The 16,685-nt window shown below is 63.9% G+C and carries 16 protein-coding genes; 9 read left to right on the top strand and 7 right to left on the bottom strand.

Annotated features, from left to right (window positions below; translation table 11 throughout):
• Positions 1 to 100 precede the first annotated feature (100 nt).
• The 9 genes from J6497_RS03840 to J6497_RS03800 all read left to right on the top strand — a co-directional run bounded on the left by J6497_RS03840 (position 101) and on the right by J6497_RS03800 (position 9,010).
• Positions 101 to 2,059 (top strand): putative bifunctional diguanylate cyclase/phosphodiesterase, encoded by a 1,959-nt coding sequence (locus tag J6497_RS03840; protein WP_225702900.1) that lies wholly within the window; start codon positions 101 to 103, stop codon positions 2,057 to 2,059.
• 164 nt (positions 2,060 to 2,223) lie between these two features.
• Positions 2,224 to 2,952: a GntR family transcriptional regulator gene (locus tag J6497_RS03835; RefSeq protein WP_225702899.1), complete on the top strand. Its 729-nt coding sequence runs from the start codon at positions 2,224 to 2,226 to the stop codon at positions 2,950 to 2,952.
• A 52-nt stretch (positions 2,953 to 3,004) separates the two neighbouring features.
• Positions 3,005 to 3,976 (top strand): ABC transporter substrate-binding protein, encoded by a 972-nt coding sequence (locus J6497_RS03830; RefSeq protein WP_225702898.1) that lies wholly within the window; start codon positions 3,005 to 3,007, stop codon positions 3,974 to 3,976.
• A 1-nt stretch (position 3,977) separates the two neighbouring features.
• Entirely contained in the window at positions 3,978 to 4,733 is a 756-nt protein-coding gene (locus J6497_RS03825; protein WP_225702897.1) for an ABC transporter permease, read from the top strand.
• On the top strand, positions 4,712 to 5,518 hold the full coding sequence (locus J6497_RS03820; protein WP_225702896.1) for an ABC transporter ATP-binding protein: 807 nt from the start codon (positions 4,712 to 4,714) through the stop codon (positions 5,516 to 5,518). The genes J6497_RS03825 and J6497_RS03820 overlap by 22 nt, the downstream gene beginning before the upstream one ends.
• Before the next feature lie 7 nt (positions 5,519 to 5,525).
• On the top strand, positions 5,526 to 6,326 hold the full coding sequence (locus J6497_RS03815; RefSeq protein ID WP_225702895.1) for an ABC transporter permease: 801 nt from the start codon (positions 5,526 to 5,528) through the stop codon (positions 6,324 to 6,326).
• An 11-nt stretch (positions 6,327 to 6,337) separates the two neighbouring features.
• Entirely contained in the window at positions 6,338 to 7,003 is a 666-nt protein-coding gene (locus J6497_RS03810; protein WP_225702894.1) for a polysaccharide deacetylase family protein, read from the top strand.
• Entirely contained in the window at positions 7,000 to 7,869 is an 870-nt protein-coding gene (locus J6497_RS03805) for a fumarylacetoacetate hydrolase family protein (protein WP_225702893.1), read from the top strand. Before J6497_RS03810 ends, J6497_RS03805 begins: the two co-directional genes overlap by 4 nt.
• Positions 7,870 to 7,963: 94 nt before the next feature.
• Positions 7,964 to 9,010 carry a uroporphyrinogen decarboxylase family protein gene (locus J6497_RS03800; RefSeq protein WP_225702892.1) on the top strand — a complete coding sequence of 349 codons (1,047 nt, stop codon included), beginning with the start codon at positions 7,964 to 7,966 and terminating at the stop codon, positions 9,008 to 9,010.
• A 283-nt stretch (positions 9,011 to 9,293) separates the two neighbouring features.
• Here J6497_RS03800 and J6497_RS03795 read toward each other — a convergent pair whose 3' ends face one another.
• From J6497_RS03795 to J6497_RS03765, 7 genes are all read right to left on the bottom strand, one after another.
• Positions 9,294 to 10,193 (bottom strand): DUF2778 domain-containing protein, encoded by a 900-nt coding sequence (locus J6497_RS03795; RefSeq protein ID WP_225702891.1) that lies wholly within the window; start codon positions 10,191 to 10,193, stop codon positions 9,294 to 9,296.
• 288 nt (positions 10,194 to 10,481) lie between these two features.
• On the bottom strand, positions 10,482 to 11,183 hold the full coding sequence (locus J6497_RS03790) for an ABC transporter ATP-binding protein (protein WP_225702890.1): 702 nt from the start codon (positions 11,181 to 11,183) through the stop codon (positions 10,482 to 10,484).
• The gene (locus tag J6497_RS03785) at positions 11,176 to 11,910 is read right to left on the bottom strand and encodes an ABC transporter ATP-binding protein (RefSeq protein ID WP_225702889.1); all 735 of its coding nucleotides are present in this window, start codon (positions 11,908 to 11,910) and stop codon (positions 11,176 to 11,178) included. The genes J6497_RS03790 and J6497_RS03785 overlap by 8 nt, the downstream gene beginning before the upstream one ends.
• Entirely contained in the window at positions 11,897 to 12,991 is a 1,095-nt protein-coding gene (locus J6497_RS03780; protein ID WP_225702888.1) for a branched-chain amino acid ABC transporter permease, read from the bottom strand. Before J6497_RS03780 ends, J6497_RS03785 begins: the two co-directional genes overlap by 14 nt.
• Positions 12,992 to 12,998: 7 nt before the next feature.
• The gene (locus J6497_RS03775) at positions 12,999 to 14,219 is read right to left on the bottom strand and encodes a substrate-binding protein (RefSeq protein ID WP_225702887.1); all 1,221 of its coding nucleotides are present in this window, start codon (positions 14,217 to 14,219) and stop codon (positions 12,999 to 13,001) included.
• A 4-nt stretch (positions 14,220 to 14,223) separates the two neighbouring features.
• Complete coding sequence (locus J6497_RS03770) at positions 14,224 to 15,081, bottom strand: branched-chain amino acid ABC transporter permease (protein WP_225702886.1); 858 nt, start codon at positions 15,079 to 15,081, stop codon at positions 14,224 to 14,226.
• Positions 15,082 to 15,117: 36 nt separating this feature from the next.
• A complete protein-coding gene (locus J6497_RS03765) occupies positions 15,118 to 16,632 on the bottom strand; it encodes an amidase (protein WP_225702885.1) in 1,515 nt (504 codons plus the stop codon).
• Between the last annotated feature and the right edge of the window lie 53 nt (positions 16,633 to 16,685).

The following is a 16,685-nucleotide window of genomic DNA, read 5'->3' as shown; positions in this document are numbered from 1 at the left end:
GCCCGCCCGATAATTCATAGTTTGTCAAAGCTTTGCGGCGAGGTTCCACAATCGGCGCCCGCCTTGGGGCCAACTTGGGGCCAAGCCTGCAGGGCGAGGGATGCGGACGTATCTGAGCTCATATCTCTCAAAGCTGTTCGCCGGTGATCTGGCCGCATTCGGCGGACCGGCAACGGACGAGACGGTCGCCGGCTACATTCGCGCCGAGCAGGTGTCGCTTGTGCTCGGCCATGCGGTCGGCTTCATGTTGGCCAATGCCTGCAACGCGATCATCCTTGCGGTCGCGCTCTGGCATTCGCCCGACTGGCTTCGTGCCGTCATCTGGACCGCGACTGTGGCCGGCGGCGCGACATGGCTCGGATGGCAGTCACGCTCGTCGCGACGCATAGCAAAGCCGCAGTTCGTCTCTCGCCGCACCATGCATCGATTGGTGTTCAACGCACTCGTGCTGGGGTCCGCGTGGGCGATCGTTCCGGTGGCGTTCTTTGCCAATGCGTCCAACGGCGGCCAGTTGGTGATCACGTGCCTTTGCGCTGGAATGCTCGCGGGCGGCGCGCTCGCCTTCGCCACCATCCCGATCGCCACCATTGCCTTCACCGCCCCGATCTTTCTCGGCTCCACGATCTGCCTGTTCGGGATTGGCGATTTTGCCTACCTGCTGGTTGCGATCCTGCTCGCGATCTATGGTTTCGTGCTGCTGCGCGCCGTGTTCGTCAACTCCTTCGAATTCACACGCCGCATCATCAGCCAGCTCGAGGCGGAGCGGACGGTGCGGCGGGATCCGCTGACGGGGCTGCCCAATCGCATCGCCTTCAACGAAACCCTGGAGGCCGCGCTTGGCCGGCTGGCACGCACCGGTGAGGAGTTTGCGGTGCTGTTGCTCGATCTCGACCGCTTCAAGGAAGTGAACGACCAGTTCGGCCATCCCGCGGGCGACGAGTTCCTGGTCCAGACGGCTGCGCGACTGCAGCGCTGCACCCGCGCGACCGAGCATGTCGCGCGCATCGGTGGCGACGAGTTCGCGCTCATCATGACCAATCTGACCAGGCCGAAAGAAGCCTTCGAGATCGCCGAATGCTTCGTTGGCTCCTTCGCCGATCCGTTCGTGATCGATGGACGCGAAGCGGTCGGAGCGACCAGCGTCGGCATCGTGCTGGCGCCGCGCGACGGCAATACGCCTCACGAGCTCATGAAACATGTCGATATCGCGCTGTATCGCGCCAAGAAGGCGGGGCCCGGCACGATCTGCTTCTTCGAACCTGGCGACGACAAGTCGGCGCGCGATCGCCTGGCGCTGCAGCGGGATCTGGAAGGAGCGATCGAGCGGAACGAGTTGTTCCTGGTGTATCAGCCATTCATCGATGTCGGCGAAAACCGCATCACCGGCTTCGAAGCGCTGCTGCGCTGGCGGCATCCCGAGCGTGGGCTGGTTTCGCCGAGCGACTTCATCCCGATCGCCGAAGAGACCGGGCTGATCCACCAGATCGGCGAATGGGTGGTCCGCCGCGCCTGCCTGACGCTTGCGGAATGGCCCGACGATATCCGCGTGGCCGTGAATTTCTCCGCGATGCAATTCAACAATGCGGGCATCCTGCAGACGATCGTGCAGGCGCTTACGCAAGCCGGCGCGCGACCCGATCGCCTCGAGATCGAGATCACCGAATCGATGCTGATCGCAAAGTACGGATCAGCCTTGTCGATCCTGAACTCGCTGCTGGATCTGGGGGTGACCGTTGCGCTCGACGATTTCGGCACCGGCTTCTCGTCGCTGACTTACCTGCGCAAGCTGCCTTTCAGCCGCATCAAGATCGACCAATCCTTCATTCGCGACGTGCTGGTGCAGCCCGACTGCGCCGCGATCGTCAAATCCGTGATCGGGCTTGCACAGGAGCTGCGCATCGGCGTGGTGGCGGAAGGGGTGGAAACGGCCGACCAGCTGGAATATTTGCGCCAAACCAATTGCGACGAAGCCCAGGGCTATTTCATCGGCCGGCCGGTTCCGGCCGAGCAGATCCCCGCCCTGCTCGACAAGAAGCAACGCTCGATCCACGCAGCTTAGTTGGAAGCGGTCTGACTTTTTGCGACTGCGAAGTGGTATCTGCAATACCAAGCACTAGCCGCGCGTTGCCGTTGCAAGGCACGTCGTCGCACCGCGGAACTTGAGAGTAGAAAAAATCGATTTTCGATTGACGGCAACGGTCGGCCTCGTCAATCTCCGCCGCCATGAACGACATCGGGTTGAGTTTTAGTGAGGGATTTGGCGGCGAGCGGCCGCGAAGCCTGACGTCTGCAGTGCAGGAGCGGCTGCGCGCGGATATCCTTTCGACCCGGCTGTTACCCGGTCAGAAGCTCCATATCGCGGGTCTGGCAAAACAGTTCTCCGTCAGCCTCGCCGCGGTGCGCGAGGCGTTGTCGCGACTGGTGGCGGATGGCTTGGTGCAGGCCTCCGACCAGCGCGGCTTTCGCGTCAGCCCGGTCTCGCTGGCCGATCTCGCCGACGTCACGCAGACGCGGATCGATATCGAGGGTTTGGCGCTGCGGCGTTCGATCGAACGCGGCGACGCGGCCTGGCTCGCGGCCGTCGAGGCCGCCTGGGAGGCCCTCAAGGCGGTGCCCTATCGCTATCCCGATCAGCCGGGCGTGCACTATGAGGAGTGGGTGGTGCGCCACCGCGTCTTTCATCGCGCGCTCGTCAATGCCTGCGGCTCGCGATGGCTGCTCGGCTTTCGTGACGAATTGCACGAGCAGAGCGAACGCTATCGCCGGCTGTCGATCCGGCGCGAGGTCGGCAAGCCGCGCGATGTCGAAGCCGAGCACGCCGCGATCGTCGAAGCCGTACGCAGGCGCGACGCGGATGCCGCTGTCATCGCACTGTCCAAGCACTTCACGATTACCATGGGATTCGTCGAGCTCGCCGCGCCCCGAATCTCGGAGGTGAGCGGCACGAACTGAAGGCCGGGAGACAGTCCCGGAAAACAACAATGATCCTGGAGGAAACAGAACCATGCCTATTTCCCGCCGCCATGCCCTGGCGTCGCTCGTCGCCGCCACCGTGCTCGCCGCGCCTGTCGCCGCATCCGCGGCGGAGACGATTCGCGTCGGACTACCGACCAAGACCTATTGGCCGACGACGATCGCGGAAACCGCCGTCCGCCAGAAGCTGTTCGAAAAGGAAGGCATCAACGCCGAACTGACCATCTATCGCGGCGGCGCCGAGACCTTCGAGGCGATGGCGGCGGGTGCTGCCGACATCATCCTCGACCCGCCGTCCCTGGTGTCGGCCGGGCGCAAGAAGGGCGTGATGTCGAAGCTCGTTGCCAACGCCGCGATGGGCAGCTTCGGCTGGCAATTGATGGTGCCGGTCAAGTCGACGCTCGAGGTGAAGGATTTGAACGGCAAGAAGGTCGCGATCACCTCGGCCGGCTCCGGCTCCGACCTGCTCGCGCTGTGGACCGCGCAGGACAAAAAGCTCGAATTCACCCGCGTGCCGGTCGGCGGTGGCGGCCTGGTGCCGAACCTGCTCGCGGGCAACGTCGATGCCGCCGTGGTCTATTCGCCGCTCAGCTTCCAGATTGCGAAATCGGACGAGGCACGCACCATCCTCGACTATGCCAAGGAGGTGCCGCCGAATCTGAGCGCCGGCTGGATCGTGCTCGACAAATATGCCGACGCCAAGCCAGAGGTGGTACAGAAGGCCGTCAACGCGCTCTACGGCGCGCTGCAGTTCATGCGCGCCAACCGCGACACCACGGTGAAGCTGATCTCCGAGCTTTACGAGATGCCGGCCGAGATCGCCGCGCTGGAATATGAGAACACGATCCTGAAGCTGGAGACCGACGGCAACATGGGTGCCGCGAACGTGCCCGCCGCCGTGCAGCTTTCGCTCGATCTCGCCAAGCTCGGCGGGCTCAAGGACATCGTGCCGGTGGAGGAGATCATCTCCACCAAGTTCAAGCCGGTTCCGACGAAGTTCTGAGATGCAAGGCAATCTTGCCATAAAGCTGGCGCGGACCGCGATCATGATCGCGGTCTTTGCGCTGTGGGAATTGCTGTCGCGCACCGGCATCGTCAATCCGCGGCTGCTGCCGTCGGCATCCGATACGCTGGTGACGCTTGGTGATCTTCTGCAGCGCGCCGCCGTGCGCAAGGATCTGATGGTGACCGCGACCGAAGTGCTGGCCGCGTTCGCGCTCGCGGTCCCCTTCGGCGCGCTGATCGGGTTCCTGATCGCGGAAAACCGCTACTTTGCGGAAGTGGCAAAACCGCTGCTGTTCTTCGCCTTCAGCATTCCGAAATCGATCTTCCTGCCGATGTTCATCCTGGTGTTCGGTGTCGGCTTCTCGCAGAAGGTCGGGTTCGGCTTCTTCTCGACCATCTTCATCGTGATCATGTCGACCACGACGGCGGTGGAATCGGTGAAGGTGGAGCATTTGACGGTTGCCCGCTCCTATGGCGCAACGCCCGTGCAGACTGCATTCCGCGTCTATCTGCCGAGCATGCTGCCGGTGCTGCTTGAGGCCTTACGGATCTCCATGATCTTCAACCTTACCGGCGTGATCCTCGCCGAGATGTACGCCTCGCGCGATGGCATCGGCCACCAGATCGCGACCTGGGGCGAGAATTTTCAGATGAAGCAGCTACTGGCAGGCGTGGTGATGGTCGCGGCGATCGCGATGACCTTCAACGAACTGATCAGATGGGTGGAAACGCGATGCAGCTATTGGCGAACGTGACGCAGCTCAAACCTCCGCAACGCGCCGGCGCGATCGAGGTCAAGAATGTAGGCCAGGTCTTCAAGACCTCGACGCAGGACCTGGTCGCGCTCGAAGACGTCTCGCTCGAGATCAAGCCGGGCCGCTTCGTCGTGCTGGTCGGCCCAAGCGGCTGCGGCAAGTCGACGCTTTTGATGATGATGGCCGGCCTGCGCCAGCAGACCACCGGCACCATCACGATCAACGGCGCGCCAATCCCCAAGCCCGACCCGGACCGCGTCGGCGTGGTGTTCCAGGAAGCCAGCCTGTTCCCCTGGCTGACCGCGGAGGAGAATGTCGAGTTTCCGCTCGCGCTGCGCGGTGTCGCCAAGAGCGAACGCCGCGCCAAGGCGCAGGAGGCGCTGAAGCTGGTCGGGCTCGACGGCTTCGGCAAGCGCCATCCGCATGAGCTGTCCGGCGGCATGAAGCAGCGCGTCTCGATCGCGCGCGGCCTGGTGCAGGATCCACCGGTGCTCTTGATGGACGAGCCGTTCGCCGCGCTCGACGAGCAGACCCGCATGACCATGGGCGACGAATTGCTGCGCATCTGGTCCGCGACCGGCAAGACCGTCGTGTTTGTGACCCACAGCCTGACCGAAGCCGTCTACCTCGCCGACGAGGTGATCGTGATGTCGGCCCGGCCCGGCCGCATCGTCGACCATCTGCAGGTGCCGCTGCCGCGGCCGCGCACCTATGAGATGCTGAGCGGCGATGCCTTCGGCAAGCTGCGCGACCGCATCTGGCGCCACATCCGCAAGTCGGCGTGAGGTTTGAATGACCGCGAAAACGCTACGGCATCTGATCGTGATCGGCCTGATCGCACTGTGGGAGATCCTGCCGCGCACCGGCCTCATTCCGGAGCTGTTCCTGCCGTCGCTGTCATCGACACTCAAAGCGGGATGGAACGAGGCGCCGGAATATGGCCACGCGCTGGCCGTGACTCTCTATGAGGTCGCGATCTCGATGGCGTTCGCCTGCGGCGGCGGCATCCTGCTCGGCGCCATCGTCGGCAGCCTGCCACGGCCGCGCGTCCTGATCATGCCAATGGTCTCGTGCCTCTATGCGGTGCCGCTCGTGATCCTCTATCCCGTGTTCACGGTGTGGCTCGGCATCGGCACGGAATCCAAGATCGCGTTCGCCTCGATCTACGGCTTCCTGCCGACGATGCTCGCGACCGCAGCGGGGATCCAGACCATAGACCCGCAGCTTTTGCTCGCCGCGCGCAGCATGGGCGCAACGCTGAGCCAGCGCCTCGTCCGTGTCATCATCCCGGCTGCGATCCCGACCGTGCTGTCGGGCCTGCGCGTCGGCGGCGCGCTCGTGATCGTCGGCGTGGTGGTGTCGGAGATGCTGATCTCGTCCGCCGGCATCGGCTATCTGATCTCGCGCTACCGCACCATCCTGGACAGCCCGCATGTCTTCGCCGGCGTGCTGCTGGTGCTGTTCATGGCGATCGCCTTCAATGCCTTGATCAAGTGGATCGAGCGCAAGACCGCGATCTGGCAGACCGGCACCCGCGCCGGCCAGAACGCCGCCGACGAAATCGGGTCCGGCGCCGTGCAGCCAGCGACGTAAAGGATGCGAGCGTGTTTGACCTGGCATTGAGTTTCGACAATGGGCCCGAGCCGGACGTCACGCCACGCGTGCTCGACATCCTGCGCGAGCGGGAGATCAAGACGACGTTCTTTGTGATCGGCGAGAAGCTTGACGATCCCGAACGGCGCAGGCTCGCGGCACGCGCCCACGGCGAAGGCCACTGGATCGGCAACCACACCTTCACCCACAGCGTTCCGCTCGGCCAACAACCTGATGCGGACACCGCTGAGAACGAGATCGGGCGCACGCAGACGGCGATCGGTGCCCTCGCCCATCCGCAGCGCTGGTTCCGGCCGTTTGGCGGCGGCGGCAATCTCGACAACCGGCTGCTCAAGCCATCTGTGGTCGATTACCTCACCCGCAACAAACATAGCTGCGTGCTCTGGAATGCGATCCCGCGCGACTGGGAGGATCCGGATGGCTGGGTCAGCCGCGCGCTCGATCAGTGCCGTTCACAGCCATGGACGCTGATGGTGGTGCACGACCTGCCAACCGGCGCGATGGACCATCTTGAGGATTTCGTCGACCGCGCCGCCGTCCTTGGCGCTCGCTTCCGCCAGGAGTTTCCGCCCGACTGCGTCCCGATCCGCTCGGGCGAGATCGTGCTGCCTATCGACGCCTACGTTTCCTCCATCGAAGAAAGTGTCAGACCATGAAGATCGCAAGTTTCAAGGCGGCTGGTGTCGCAAGCTACGGCATTGTCACTGACTCCGGCGTGATCGACGCCGGCAAGCGGCTGAAGGATTTTCGTACACTGAAGGCGCTGCTTGCGACAGGCTCGCTCGACGAATTGAAGAAGCTGCAGGGCGAACGCGCGGACTACGCGCTGAAGGATGTCGAGCTGCTGCCGACCGTGCCCGATCCCGACAAGATCCTTTGCATCGGCGTCAACTACGCCACGCATCTTGCCGAGAGCGGCCATCCAACACCGCCGCATCCGATGATCTTCACCCGCTTCGCCAACAGCCAGGTCGGCGCCGGCCAGCCGATGATCCGGCCGCTGGAATCAGAGCGTTTCGATTATGAAGGCGAGATGGCCGTCATCATCGGCAAGGCCGGCCGGCGGATTTCCCGCGAAGCCGCGCTTTCGCATGTGGCGGGCTACGCCTGCTACAATGACGGCAGCATCCGCGACTGGCAGCGTCACACTTCGCAATTTGCGCCGGGCAAGAATTTCGTCGGCACCGGCGCGTTCGGACCGTGGATGGTGACGACGGACGAAATCCCAGACATCAGAAAGCAGAGCATCGCCACCCGCCTCAACGGCGTCGAAGTGCAGGCCGCGCCGATCTCGGACCTCGTGTTCGACGTCCCTGCCCTGATCGCCTACTGCTCAACCTTCACCGAGCTTGCGCCCGGCGACGTGATCGTCACGGGTACCACCGGCGGCGTCGGCGCCTATCGCAACCCGCCGCTCTGGATGAAGGGCGGCGATGTGGTCGAGGTCGAGATTTCCGGCATCGGCGTGCTGCGCAATCCTGTGCAGGACGAAGCTGCAGCCGCAGCGACCCGTGCGGCCTGATCCCTCAGATTCTTGTCTTGACGCGTTTTCTTCACGCGAACCGGTATCCACTTCGCTCGAAAACGCTTTAGCGAAGAACAACAAGGAGAATTTCATGAACCTCCCGACGCATCTCCTGCCGACCACCGTGGTCGGCAGCTACCCGCAGCCGGAATGGCTGGTCGATCGCGCCATGCTGTCGAAGGTCGTGCCGCGCACCCGCCTGCATGCGATGTGGCGGCTGCCGGGCGAGCACCTCGAAGAAGCGCAGGACGATGCGACCATCGTCGCGATCAGAGACATGGAGCGCGCCGGCATCGATATCGTCACCGACGGCGAGATCCGCCGCGAAAGCTACTCCAACCGGTTTGCGACCGCGCTCGAAGGAATCGATGACGAGAACCCCGCGATCATCACCGCCCGCACCGGCAGCCAGCCGACGCCAGTGCCGCGCGTGGTCGGTGCGGTGAAGCGCACGCGCGCGGTCGAGCTGCATGACATGGAGTTCCTGCGGCAGAATACCGATCGTCCGGCCAAGATCACCCTGCCCGGCCCGTTCACCATGAGCCAGCAGGCCAAGAACGAGTTCTACAAGGACGACGAGGAGCTCGCGATGGCCTTTGCCGAAGCCGTCAACGCCGAGGCGATCGAGCTGCAGAAGGCCGGCGCCGACGTGATCCAGCTCGACGAGCCCTGGGTGCGCAACAATCCGGACCTGGCAAAACGCTATGCCGTGAAGGCGATCAACCGCGCGCTTCAAGGCATCACCGTGCCGACCGTCGTCCATCTCTGCTTCGGCTATGCCGCTGTTGTCCCTGGCTCGACCAAGCCGGCGGGCTATTCCTTCCTCGGCGAGCTCAACGACACCACCGCCGACCAGATCTCGATCGAGGCGGCGCAGCCGAAGCTCGATCTCGGCGTGCTCAAGGAGCTGTCGTCGAAGAACATCATGTTGGGCGTGCTCGACCTCGGCAATCCCGAGATCGAGTCCGTGGAGACGGTCGCCGGACGCATCCGCAACGGCCTGAAGCAGGTGCCCCCCGAGCGGCTGGTAGTCGCGCCCGATTGCGGCATGAAATACATGCCGCGCCACGTCGCATTCGGAAAGCTGAAGGCGATGTGCGATGCCGCCGCGCTGGTCCGCAAGGAGATCGGTGGTTAGTTGCCTCTCCCTCTTGGCTTGCCGAAGACGGGCATAGCCCGCTCCGAGAAAGCTGGAGTACGCACCTCCGGAGCATAAGTGCAAGTGGAGAGAGCTGATCCCCACCCGGTTTGCGCGTCCGCGCAAACCGGCCTCCACCTTTTAAGGGGAGGTGACATGCAACCGCTTGCGCGGCGCGCTCCTTACCCCTGAAAGGGGGAAGGTTGGGATGGGGGTCTGCCGCTAGTCACACTGCCCGTGTGGAGGAGCCGCCCCCCCGCAAGCGGCGCTTGCGGGGGTAAGGCTACGACTGCGACGCCGAGCGCGTGGCTGCGGCCTGCGGTGGGCGATCGTTCAGCCTGATCACGACCACCAGGCGCCTGATGTCGCCGTTGCGATAGGCCTTCAGGAAATGGTCGTAGTTCTTGATCGACACGCAGCCGTTGGAATCACCGTTCGGGCCGAGCATGTAGCTGTGGGCCAAGAGGCCAGCGCGCCCGAGCGTATCAGTGCCATCGACCGGTATCATGCGCAGGGCCGGTACGCCATGAAACAGCTTCTCGCGCGGCTTCATCTCGTAGATGCCGGGCGGGGTCGCGCCGGCGTTGCGGGCATTCACACGCGATGGGTCATCCATCAGGCTGCCGAGGCCCGAATGTGCCTCGAGCTTGGTGCCGTCAGGCATGTAAACGGTACGCGCCGTGATGTCGTAGACGGCGGTGGTGCTGTCATAGCCGAGCGTGGTCGGCCTTGGCCCGGTACCGGGAAGGATTCCGATTCCGCCATTCGGCTCCAGCGACGCCAGTTGCAGCCGTCCCGGCACCCAGTCAGTGATCTTCTCCCACAGCGAGCGGTCTTCGGCCTGGGCTACCGGCGCCGGCAGGGGGGCCGGGTTGTCCTTGACCTGCAGGTTGGCTTCGACCGGGCGCGACCGCGGCAGTGGAACCGCGGCGACCGTGGGAGGCGGCAGGCTGGCCGGAGTGGATTGCGCGGGTTCATCAGTCTGAGTGTCGCGCAGCTCCTCGCCCAGCGAACCCTGGATATGGGCGAATTCCGCGTTGAAATCGGTGCGCCCGCCCCGCAGAACCGGGCGCGAGGGATAGTAGATGAAGGCGGAATCGAGCGTTGAGCGCGTCCCGAAACGATCGTCGAAGGAAATCGCCGCGGTGCTCTTCGCCAGCGCGGGAGCACGCAGCAAATCCAAGGGGTTAACTTCTGTGATCCAGGCGGCAAGAGCAGACGCCAATGCAAACGAGGCGACAGAAAATGTCGCCTTGCCCACCCATCGAGCACCACCCCGCGGGCGCTCGGCTGCACCTGTCCCAATACGACCCATCTAACCCCGGTTCGGCGCATCGGAGCCTCTGACGGGCTCCAGATAAGGATTCACCGAATGACTGGAGATATCACGGAACAAGAGTTGGGCACAATCGAGACCAAATACCCCCTTGCCCCCAAAAGTGATCCCGAAAAGGCCCGCGCAAGCCTCCATCTAAGGAGCCAGATACCGCAGCAATTCGGGGTCGCGGCGTACCTCGGTGGCCGGGCCCTGCAGCGCCACCCGGCCACGGTCGAGGACATAGGCGTAATCCGCCACCCGCAATGCAAGGTCGAGGTGCTGCTCGACGATGACGACCGCGATGTCCTTTGCCAGCTCGATCAGGCGCTCGGTGATCTCCTCGATCACGCCGATCCAGACGCCCTCGGTCGGTTCATCCAACAGCAGCAGTTTTGGATCGCCGAGCATCGCGCGGCCGATCGCCAGCATCTTGCGCTCACCGCCCGACAGCGTGCCGGCGGGTTGGTCGAGCCGCTGCGCCAGCTTCGGGAAGATCGCCAGCACCCGGTCGATGGCGGCTGCGTCGCGATTATAGAGCGCGCCGACCGCGAGATTGTCGCGCACGGACAGCCGCGCGAATACCGAATGCTCCTGCGGCACATAGCCGATGCCGAGCCGCACGCGCTCTTCGGTCGGGCGGCGGCCGATGTCCTTGCCGTCGAATTTGAGCTCGCCCCTGGACAGGCCGAGTTCGCCGACGATGGTCTTCATCAGCGTGGTCTTGCCGGCGCCGTTGCGGCCGAGCACGGCGACGCCGCCGCGCCAGGGAATACCCATATTGACGCCGAACAGCACCTGGCTGCGGCCATAGCCGGCGTCGAGATTGACGATATCGAGGAACTGGCTGTCAGGCACGGCGCAGATAGATCTCCTGTACCTCCGGGCTCGCCTGGATCTCGGCGACCGTGCCGCTCTCCAGCACCTTCCCCTGGTCGAGCACGGTCAAGCGATCGCAGATGTCACGGATGAAATCGAGGTCGTGCTCGACGATCACGAGCGAGCAATGCGACTTGATCGGCTGCAGCAATTCGCCGGTGACCCGCCGCTCCTCCAAGCTCATGCCGCCAGTCGGCTCGTCGAGCAGCAACAGTCGCGGCTTGCCGGCGAGCGCCATCGCGATCTCCAGCCATTGCTGCTGGCCGTGCGACAGCGTCGCCGCCGCGTCATGGGCGCGATCGGCGAGCCGGAATTGCGTGAGCATCGCCATGACCTGGTCGTGCAATACGCCGCGGGTGCGCGACAGCACGAGGTCGAGCAGCGAGCATTGCGCCTGCAGCGCCAGCAGGATGTTGTCGTAGAGCGTCAGCGACGGCAGCACGCTGGTGATCTGGAATTTCAGACTCATGCCGGCGCGGGCACGCTCGGTCGGCGACAGCGCGGTGATGTCGCTGCCGGCAAAATATACGGTGCCCTCGGTCGGCGTTTCGGCGCCGGCGACGCATTTCATCAGCGTGCTCTTGCCTGAGCCGTTCGGGCCGATCAGGCCGTGAAATTCGTTCTCGGACACTGTCAAACCCGCACCGTCAAGCGCGGTCAGCTTGCCGAACACCTTCTTGATGCCAGTGGCTTCAAGGAGCGGCATGGCGGCTCCCCTTTGCCTTTCCGCCAAAGCTGCCGACGCGCTCGCGTTCGCCGAGCACGAAGCTGATCAGGCCGAGCGGACGGAACAGGATCACCAGCAGCAGCAAGATACCGAGGAGGATCGGCCAGATGTCGCGGTAATTGTCCGACAGCCAGAAGCTGACGCCCTCGATGATTACGGCGCCGATGACAGCGCCGATCAACGTGCCCGATCCGCCGAACAGGACGTAGAGTACGACCTGGGTCGAGATCACGACGCCCAGCATGTTGGGCCAGACGAAACCCTCATGAAACGCATAGAGCCCGCCAGCCAACCCTGCGATGGTGCCGCCGACAGCGAAGACGATCGCCTTCAGATGCTGGGCCTTGTAGCCGAAGAAGGCGATGCGCTGCTCGTTCTCGCGCAGACCTGCGAGCGCAAGACCGAATTGCGAGCGCACCAGGAAGCGGCACAGGAGATAGACGACCAGCAGAATGCCGAGCGCGAAGTAGTAATAGACCGGCCCCTCCGTAAGATCGTAGCTGCCGAGCGACATCGGCGGGATCGAAGGGATGCCGTTCTGCCCGCCGAGATAGTACCAGCCCCGCGCCAGGCGATCGGCGGCGTAGGATCCCGTGAGCGTGCCGAGCGCGACGAAGATCATGCTCGATGGATTGCGGCCGAGCAGCAGGAAGCCTCCGAGCAGGAGCGAGACTATCAGCCCGATCAGCATCGCCGCCGGCAGCACCAGGACGATCGAGGTGACATTGAGGTCGCGCGCAAGCAGCGCCACGCCGTAGCCGGCCGAGCCGAAGAACAGGGCCTGCCCAAAGCTCATGATGCCGGCATAGCCCCAAACGAGGTCGAACGACAGCGCGAACAGCGCGAGGATGATGACGCGGGTGGCGAACACGGTGAGATAATCCTGCAGCACCAACGGCAGGAAGACTGCGACCAAAAGCGCCAGGATTTCCACGATCGGCAGGACCCTGCGCGGCGCCCTTGCCTGTGACACCAGTGCGGCGCTCGCGCCGCGCTCAGCCATCGAGAGGTCCGGCTGTTCGTCGATCCCCGTACGAACCGCCTGCTCGGTTGCGCCCATTCTTCACTCAACATTCCTTGGGGTCGACCAGCCCGCTGCTGCGGGCCACGATATCGTACACGCCGCCCTTGGCGACCGCGGTGTACATGTTCATCTTGCAGTGTCGCTTGCCCGGCACCATCTCGGCAGGACCGCCCGGGCCTTCCGCGATCTTGGCGTGATCGAGCGCAGCCGCAACGGACTCGCGATCGATCTTGCCGGCCTCCTTCACGGCGGCCGCCCACAGCTTCAGGCCGCGATAGGTGCCGGTCGCGGCGCTGCCGGCGGCGAATAGGAAGTTGCCGGGGAAATCCTTCTCATAGGCCGCCTGGATCTTGGCGCTGACCGGATCGTCTTTGGTCAGCGCCTTGAAGTAGTCGAGGCAGCTTGCGAGCCCTTCAATCTCGTTGGCCTGGTTGATGTTGAGCGTGTTCTCGTCATAGTAGACGCAGGACAGCCGGCCGCCATTCTTGAGGAAGCCAGCCTCATAGAGCTGTTTGAAGAACGGACCGACGCCGGGCGGGATCACCGTGTTGAAGACGACGTCGACCTTGTTGGAGATGATGCGGTTGACGGTGGCGCTGAAATCGACCTGATCGAGCGGGTAATATTCCTCGAAGATCACCTCGCCGCCATTGGCCTCGATCACGTTGCGCGCATAGACGTTGAGCGTATGCGGCCAGACGTAATTGGCGCTTGGCAACGCAAAGCGCTTGCCGCCGTTCTTGATCAGCCAGGGGATGAACTCGTCGCACTGCTGCGCCGGCGTCGGCCCGGTGCAGAACAGATAGGGCGTGCATTCCTTGCCCTCGTAAAGCTGCGGATAGATGTAGAGCGTCTTGCCGCGGGCGACGATCGGGTCCTTGATCGCGTTGCGCATCGAGCTTGTGATACCGCCGAGCACAAGATCCACCTTGTCGCGCTGGATCAGCTTGCGGACATTGCCGACCGCGACCGATTCATTCGACGCAGTATCTTCGATGAAGAGTTCGATCGGACGGCCGAGCAGGCCGCCGGCATCGTTGATCTCCTTGACCACCATCTTGGCCGTGTTGGCGTCGGCATTGCCGGCATAGGCGATCGGCCCCGTCAGGTCGGTGGCGATGCCGACCTTGATCGGACCTTCGGCGGCATTGGCCCATTCGGGACGGATCACCCAGCTTCCCACACCGGTCGTGATCGCGGTGGAGGCAAAGGCAAAGTTCTGCAGGAAACGACGCCGGCTCAACTTCAAATGATCGCTACGCATAAGACTAGACCCCTTTTCCCGAAAGCAGGCCTTGCGGCCGGAATTTGATGAAGACGATGGCCAGCACGAAGACGAGGATGTCGGCGATAACGGGCGCCATCACCCACGGCAGTGCTGCACTGAGCGTGCCGATCACGGCCGCGCCCGCCACCGGGCCGATGAACGAGCCGACGCCACCGACCATGACCGCGACAAAGCCCTGGATCAGGAAGCGGATACCGAGATCGGCGAACAGGCTGAACACCGGCACCAGCAGCGCGCCGGCCAGCCCCGCAAGCGCCGCACCGAAGGCAAAGGTGGTGCCGTACATCGCGGCGGTGGAAATGCCGGACGCCCGTGCCAGCGCCGGGTTTTCCAGCGTGGCACGCACCCGCAGGCCGAAAGTGGTGCGCGACAGCAGCAGATAGCAGCCGATTATCACCAGGATCGTGACCACGATGATGGTGAAACGCCACGCCGAGATGTGGACGCTGCCGAGATCGATCGAGCCGCCGATCGGCTCCGGCACCGACAGATAGAGCCCGCCGATCAGGCCGCGCACGCATTCGCGGATGATGAGGCCGAGCGCATAGGTGCCGAGCATCGCGACGATCGGCGCCGCGTAGAAGCGCCGGATGATCAGCGCCTCGAGCACGAAGCCGAGTGCGCCGACCAGAAACGGTGCGGCCGCCATGCCGACCCAGACCGGAATGCCATGGCTGTAGGCGAGATAGGTGACGTAGGCTCCCAGCAGGACGAACTCGCCCTGCGCAAAGTTGAAGATGCCCATCATGCTGGCGATGATCCCGAGCCCCAGCACGACAAGGACGATGATCGCGCCGAAGCTCAGGATTTCGAAAGCGGCGACGAATGCACTAGCCATGCATCGCGATCCGGCCGAAGTGCAACGAAAGCCTCCTCACATCTTCTTCCAGTCGCCGGACTGCTCGAAGGCGTGCGCGGCGCGGTAGATGGTGGACTCCTCGAAGTGGCGACCGACCAGCATGAGCCCGACAGGCAGGCCATCGACCATGCCGCACGGCAGCGACATCGCCGGATGATGGGTGATGTCGAACGGCGAAGTGTTGGTGATCATCTCGAACGCGCGCGCGACATAGTCCTCGCGGCTCATATTCGCCGGCGGCAGCGCCGTCGCCTTCATCGGCGTGGTCGGCAGCAGCAACAGATCGTAGTCCTTGAACACCGCATCATAGGCGGCCGTTAGCCGGCGCGAGATATTCACCGCCTTGCCGTAGTAGCGCGGGCCGAAGGTGTTGTTGATGTAAGTGCCGAACAGCAGCAACAGCTTGGTGGTTTCGGAAAGCGAATCCGCCTGCCGCCGCCAGCCGCGGTGGAAATCCATCAGCGACGTCGAATAGAGGTCGGAACGGCTCAAACCATAGCCGTCGCCGTACATCATGGTCTGCGTCATGCCTTCAGTGCCGATCGGCATCCAGATCGCGGGACCGAGCAGATGCATCGGAATGGAGACGTCGCTGACGGATGCGCCAAGGTCCTTGAAGCGCTTGGCCGCCTCGCGAACGCTTTCATTCACAGCGGGCTCCGCTCCCGCCTGCTCAAAACCTTCCTTGAGCACGGCGATCTTCAATCCCTTCACGCCCTGGCCGAGCGCCTTGGTATATTCATCGACCTTGGGCGCCTTGATGCGGGGATCGTATCCGTCGTCGCCGGCGAGCACCTCGAGCAGCAACGCATTGTCTTCAACCGTCGCCGTCATCGGCCCGGTGTGATCGACGAAGATCTCGATCGGCATTACGCCCGTGTAGGGTACGAGCCCCCAGGTCGGCTTCATGCCATAGGTGCCGCAGAACGAGGACGGCATGCGGATCGAGCCGCCCTGGTCACCGCCGATCGCCATGTCGACTTCGCCAAGCGCCACCACGACGCCGCTGCCCGACGACGATCCGCCGGCCGAATAGCCCATCTTGTGGGGGTTATGCACCGGCCCGGTGGAATTGGTGTGGCTGCCGCCGGAGATGCAGAAGGACTCGCAATGCGTCTTGCCGGCGATCTCCGCACCGGCATCGAGCATGCGCGTCACGATCGTCGCATCGAAATCGGGGACATAACCTTCGAGCGTCGCCGAGCCGTTCATCATGGGCACGCCGGCCAGCATGATGTTGTCCTTCAGCGCGACCTTCTTGCCCTTGAGCTTGCCGCTGGGCGCACCCTGCACCGTCGCCTTGCGGTACCAGGCGTTGCGCGGATTCTCCTCTTGGCCCGGCCGATAGCCTGGCGTGCGCGGATATTTCACAGGCGGCACCTCGTCGGGCATCGCAGCGACGAGGTTGTAGGCGTCGACCGAGCTTTGCATCAGCCCGCGGAACGAAGCGACATCTTCGTCGGAAAGCGCGAGGCCGCATTGCGCGGCGACCGCGCGAAGTTGCGTTGGGGTCGGAAGCACGACGGACAAGACACTCTCCCTGGAAGCTTGATGATGCGCGCGGCCGCGGAATGGATGCGAGG

The organism is Bradyrhizobium cenepequi (genome assembly GCF_020329485.1).
GTDB classification, from domain to species: domain Bacteria; phylum Pseudomonadota; class Alphaproteobacteria; order Rhizobiales; family Xanthobacteraceae; genus Bradyrhizobium; species Bradyrhizobium cenepequi.
Note: the sequence above shows the minus strand (reverse complement) of the source record. Positions and strands in the feature narration are given on the sequence as shown.

Bases quoted from the DNA above. Each gene is read 5' to 3' on its own strand.
- J6497_RS03840 (WP_225702900.1), top strand. From the start codon at position 101: ATGCGGACGTATCTGAGCTCATATCTCTCAAAGCTGTTCGCCGGTGAT.
- J6497_RS03835 (WP_225702899.1), top strand. From the start codon at position 2,224: ATGAACGACATCGGGTTGAGTTTTAGTGAGGGATTTGGCGGCGAGCGG.
- J6497_RS03830 (WP_225702898.1), top strand. From the start codon at position 3,005: ATGCCTATTTCCCGCCGCCATGCCCTGGCGTCGCTCGTCGCCGCCACC.
- J6497_RS03825 (WP_225702897.1), top strand. From the start codon at position 3,978: ATGCAAGGCAATCTTGCCATAAAGCTGGCGCGGACCGCGATCATGATC.
- J6497_RS03820 (WP_225702896.1), top strand. From the start codon at position 4,712: ATGCAGCTATTGGCGAACGTGACGCAGCTCAAACCTCCGCAACGCGCC.
- J6497_RS03815 (WP_225702895.1), top strand. From the start codon at position 5,526: ATGACCGCGAAAACGCTACGGCATCTGATCGTGATCGGCCTGATCGCA.
- J6497_RS03805 (WP_225702893.1), top strand. From the start codon at position 7,000: ATGAAGATCGCAAGTTTCAAGGCGGCTGGTGTCGCAAGCTACGGCATT.
- J6497_RS03800 (WP_225702892.1), top strand. From the start codon at position 7,964: ATGAACCTCCCGACGCATCTCCTGCCGACCACCGTGGTCGGCAGCTAC.
- J6497_RS03785 (WP_225702889.1), bottom strand. From the start codon at position 11,910: ATGCCGCTCCTTGAAGCCACTGGCATCAAGAAGGTGTTCGGCAAGCTG.
- J6497_RS03780 (WP_225702888.1), bottom strand. From the start codon at position 12,991: ATGGGCGCAACCGAGCAGGCGGTTCGTACGGGGATCGACGAACAGCCG.
- J6497_RS03775 (WP_225702887.1), bottom strand. From the start codon at position 14,219: ATGCGTAGCGATCATTTGAAGTTGAGCCGGCGTCGTTTCCTGCAGAAC.
- J6497_RS03770 (WP_225702886.1), bottom strand. From the start codon at position 15,081: ATGGCTAGTGCATTCGTCGCCGCTTTCGAAATCCTGAGCTTCGGCGCG.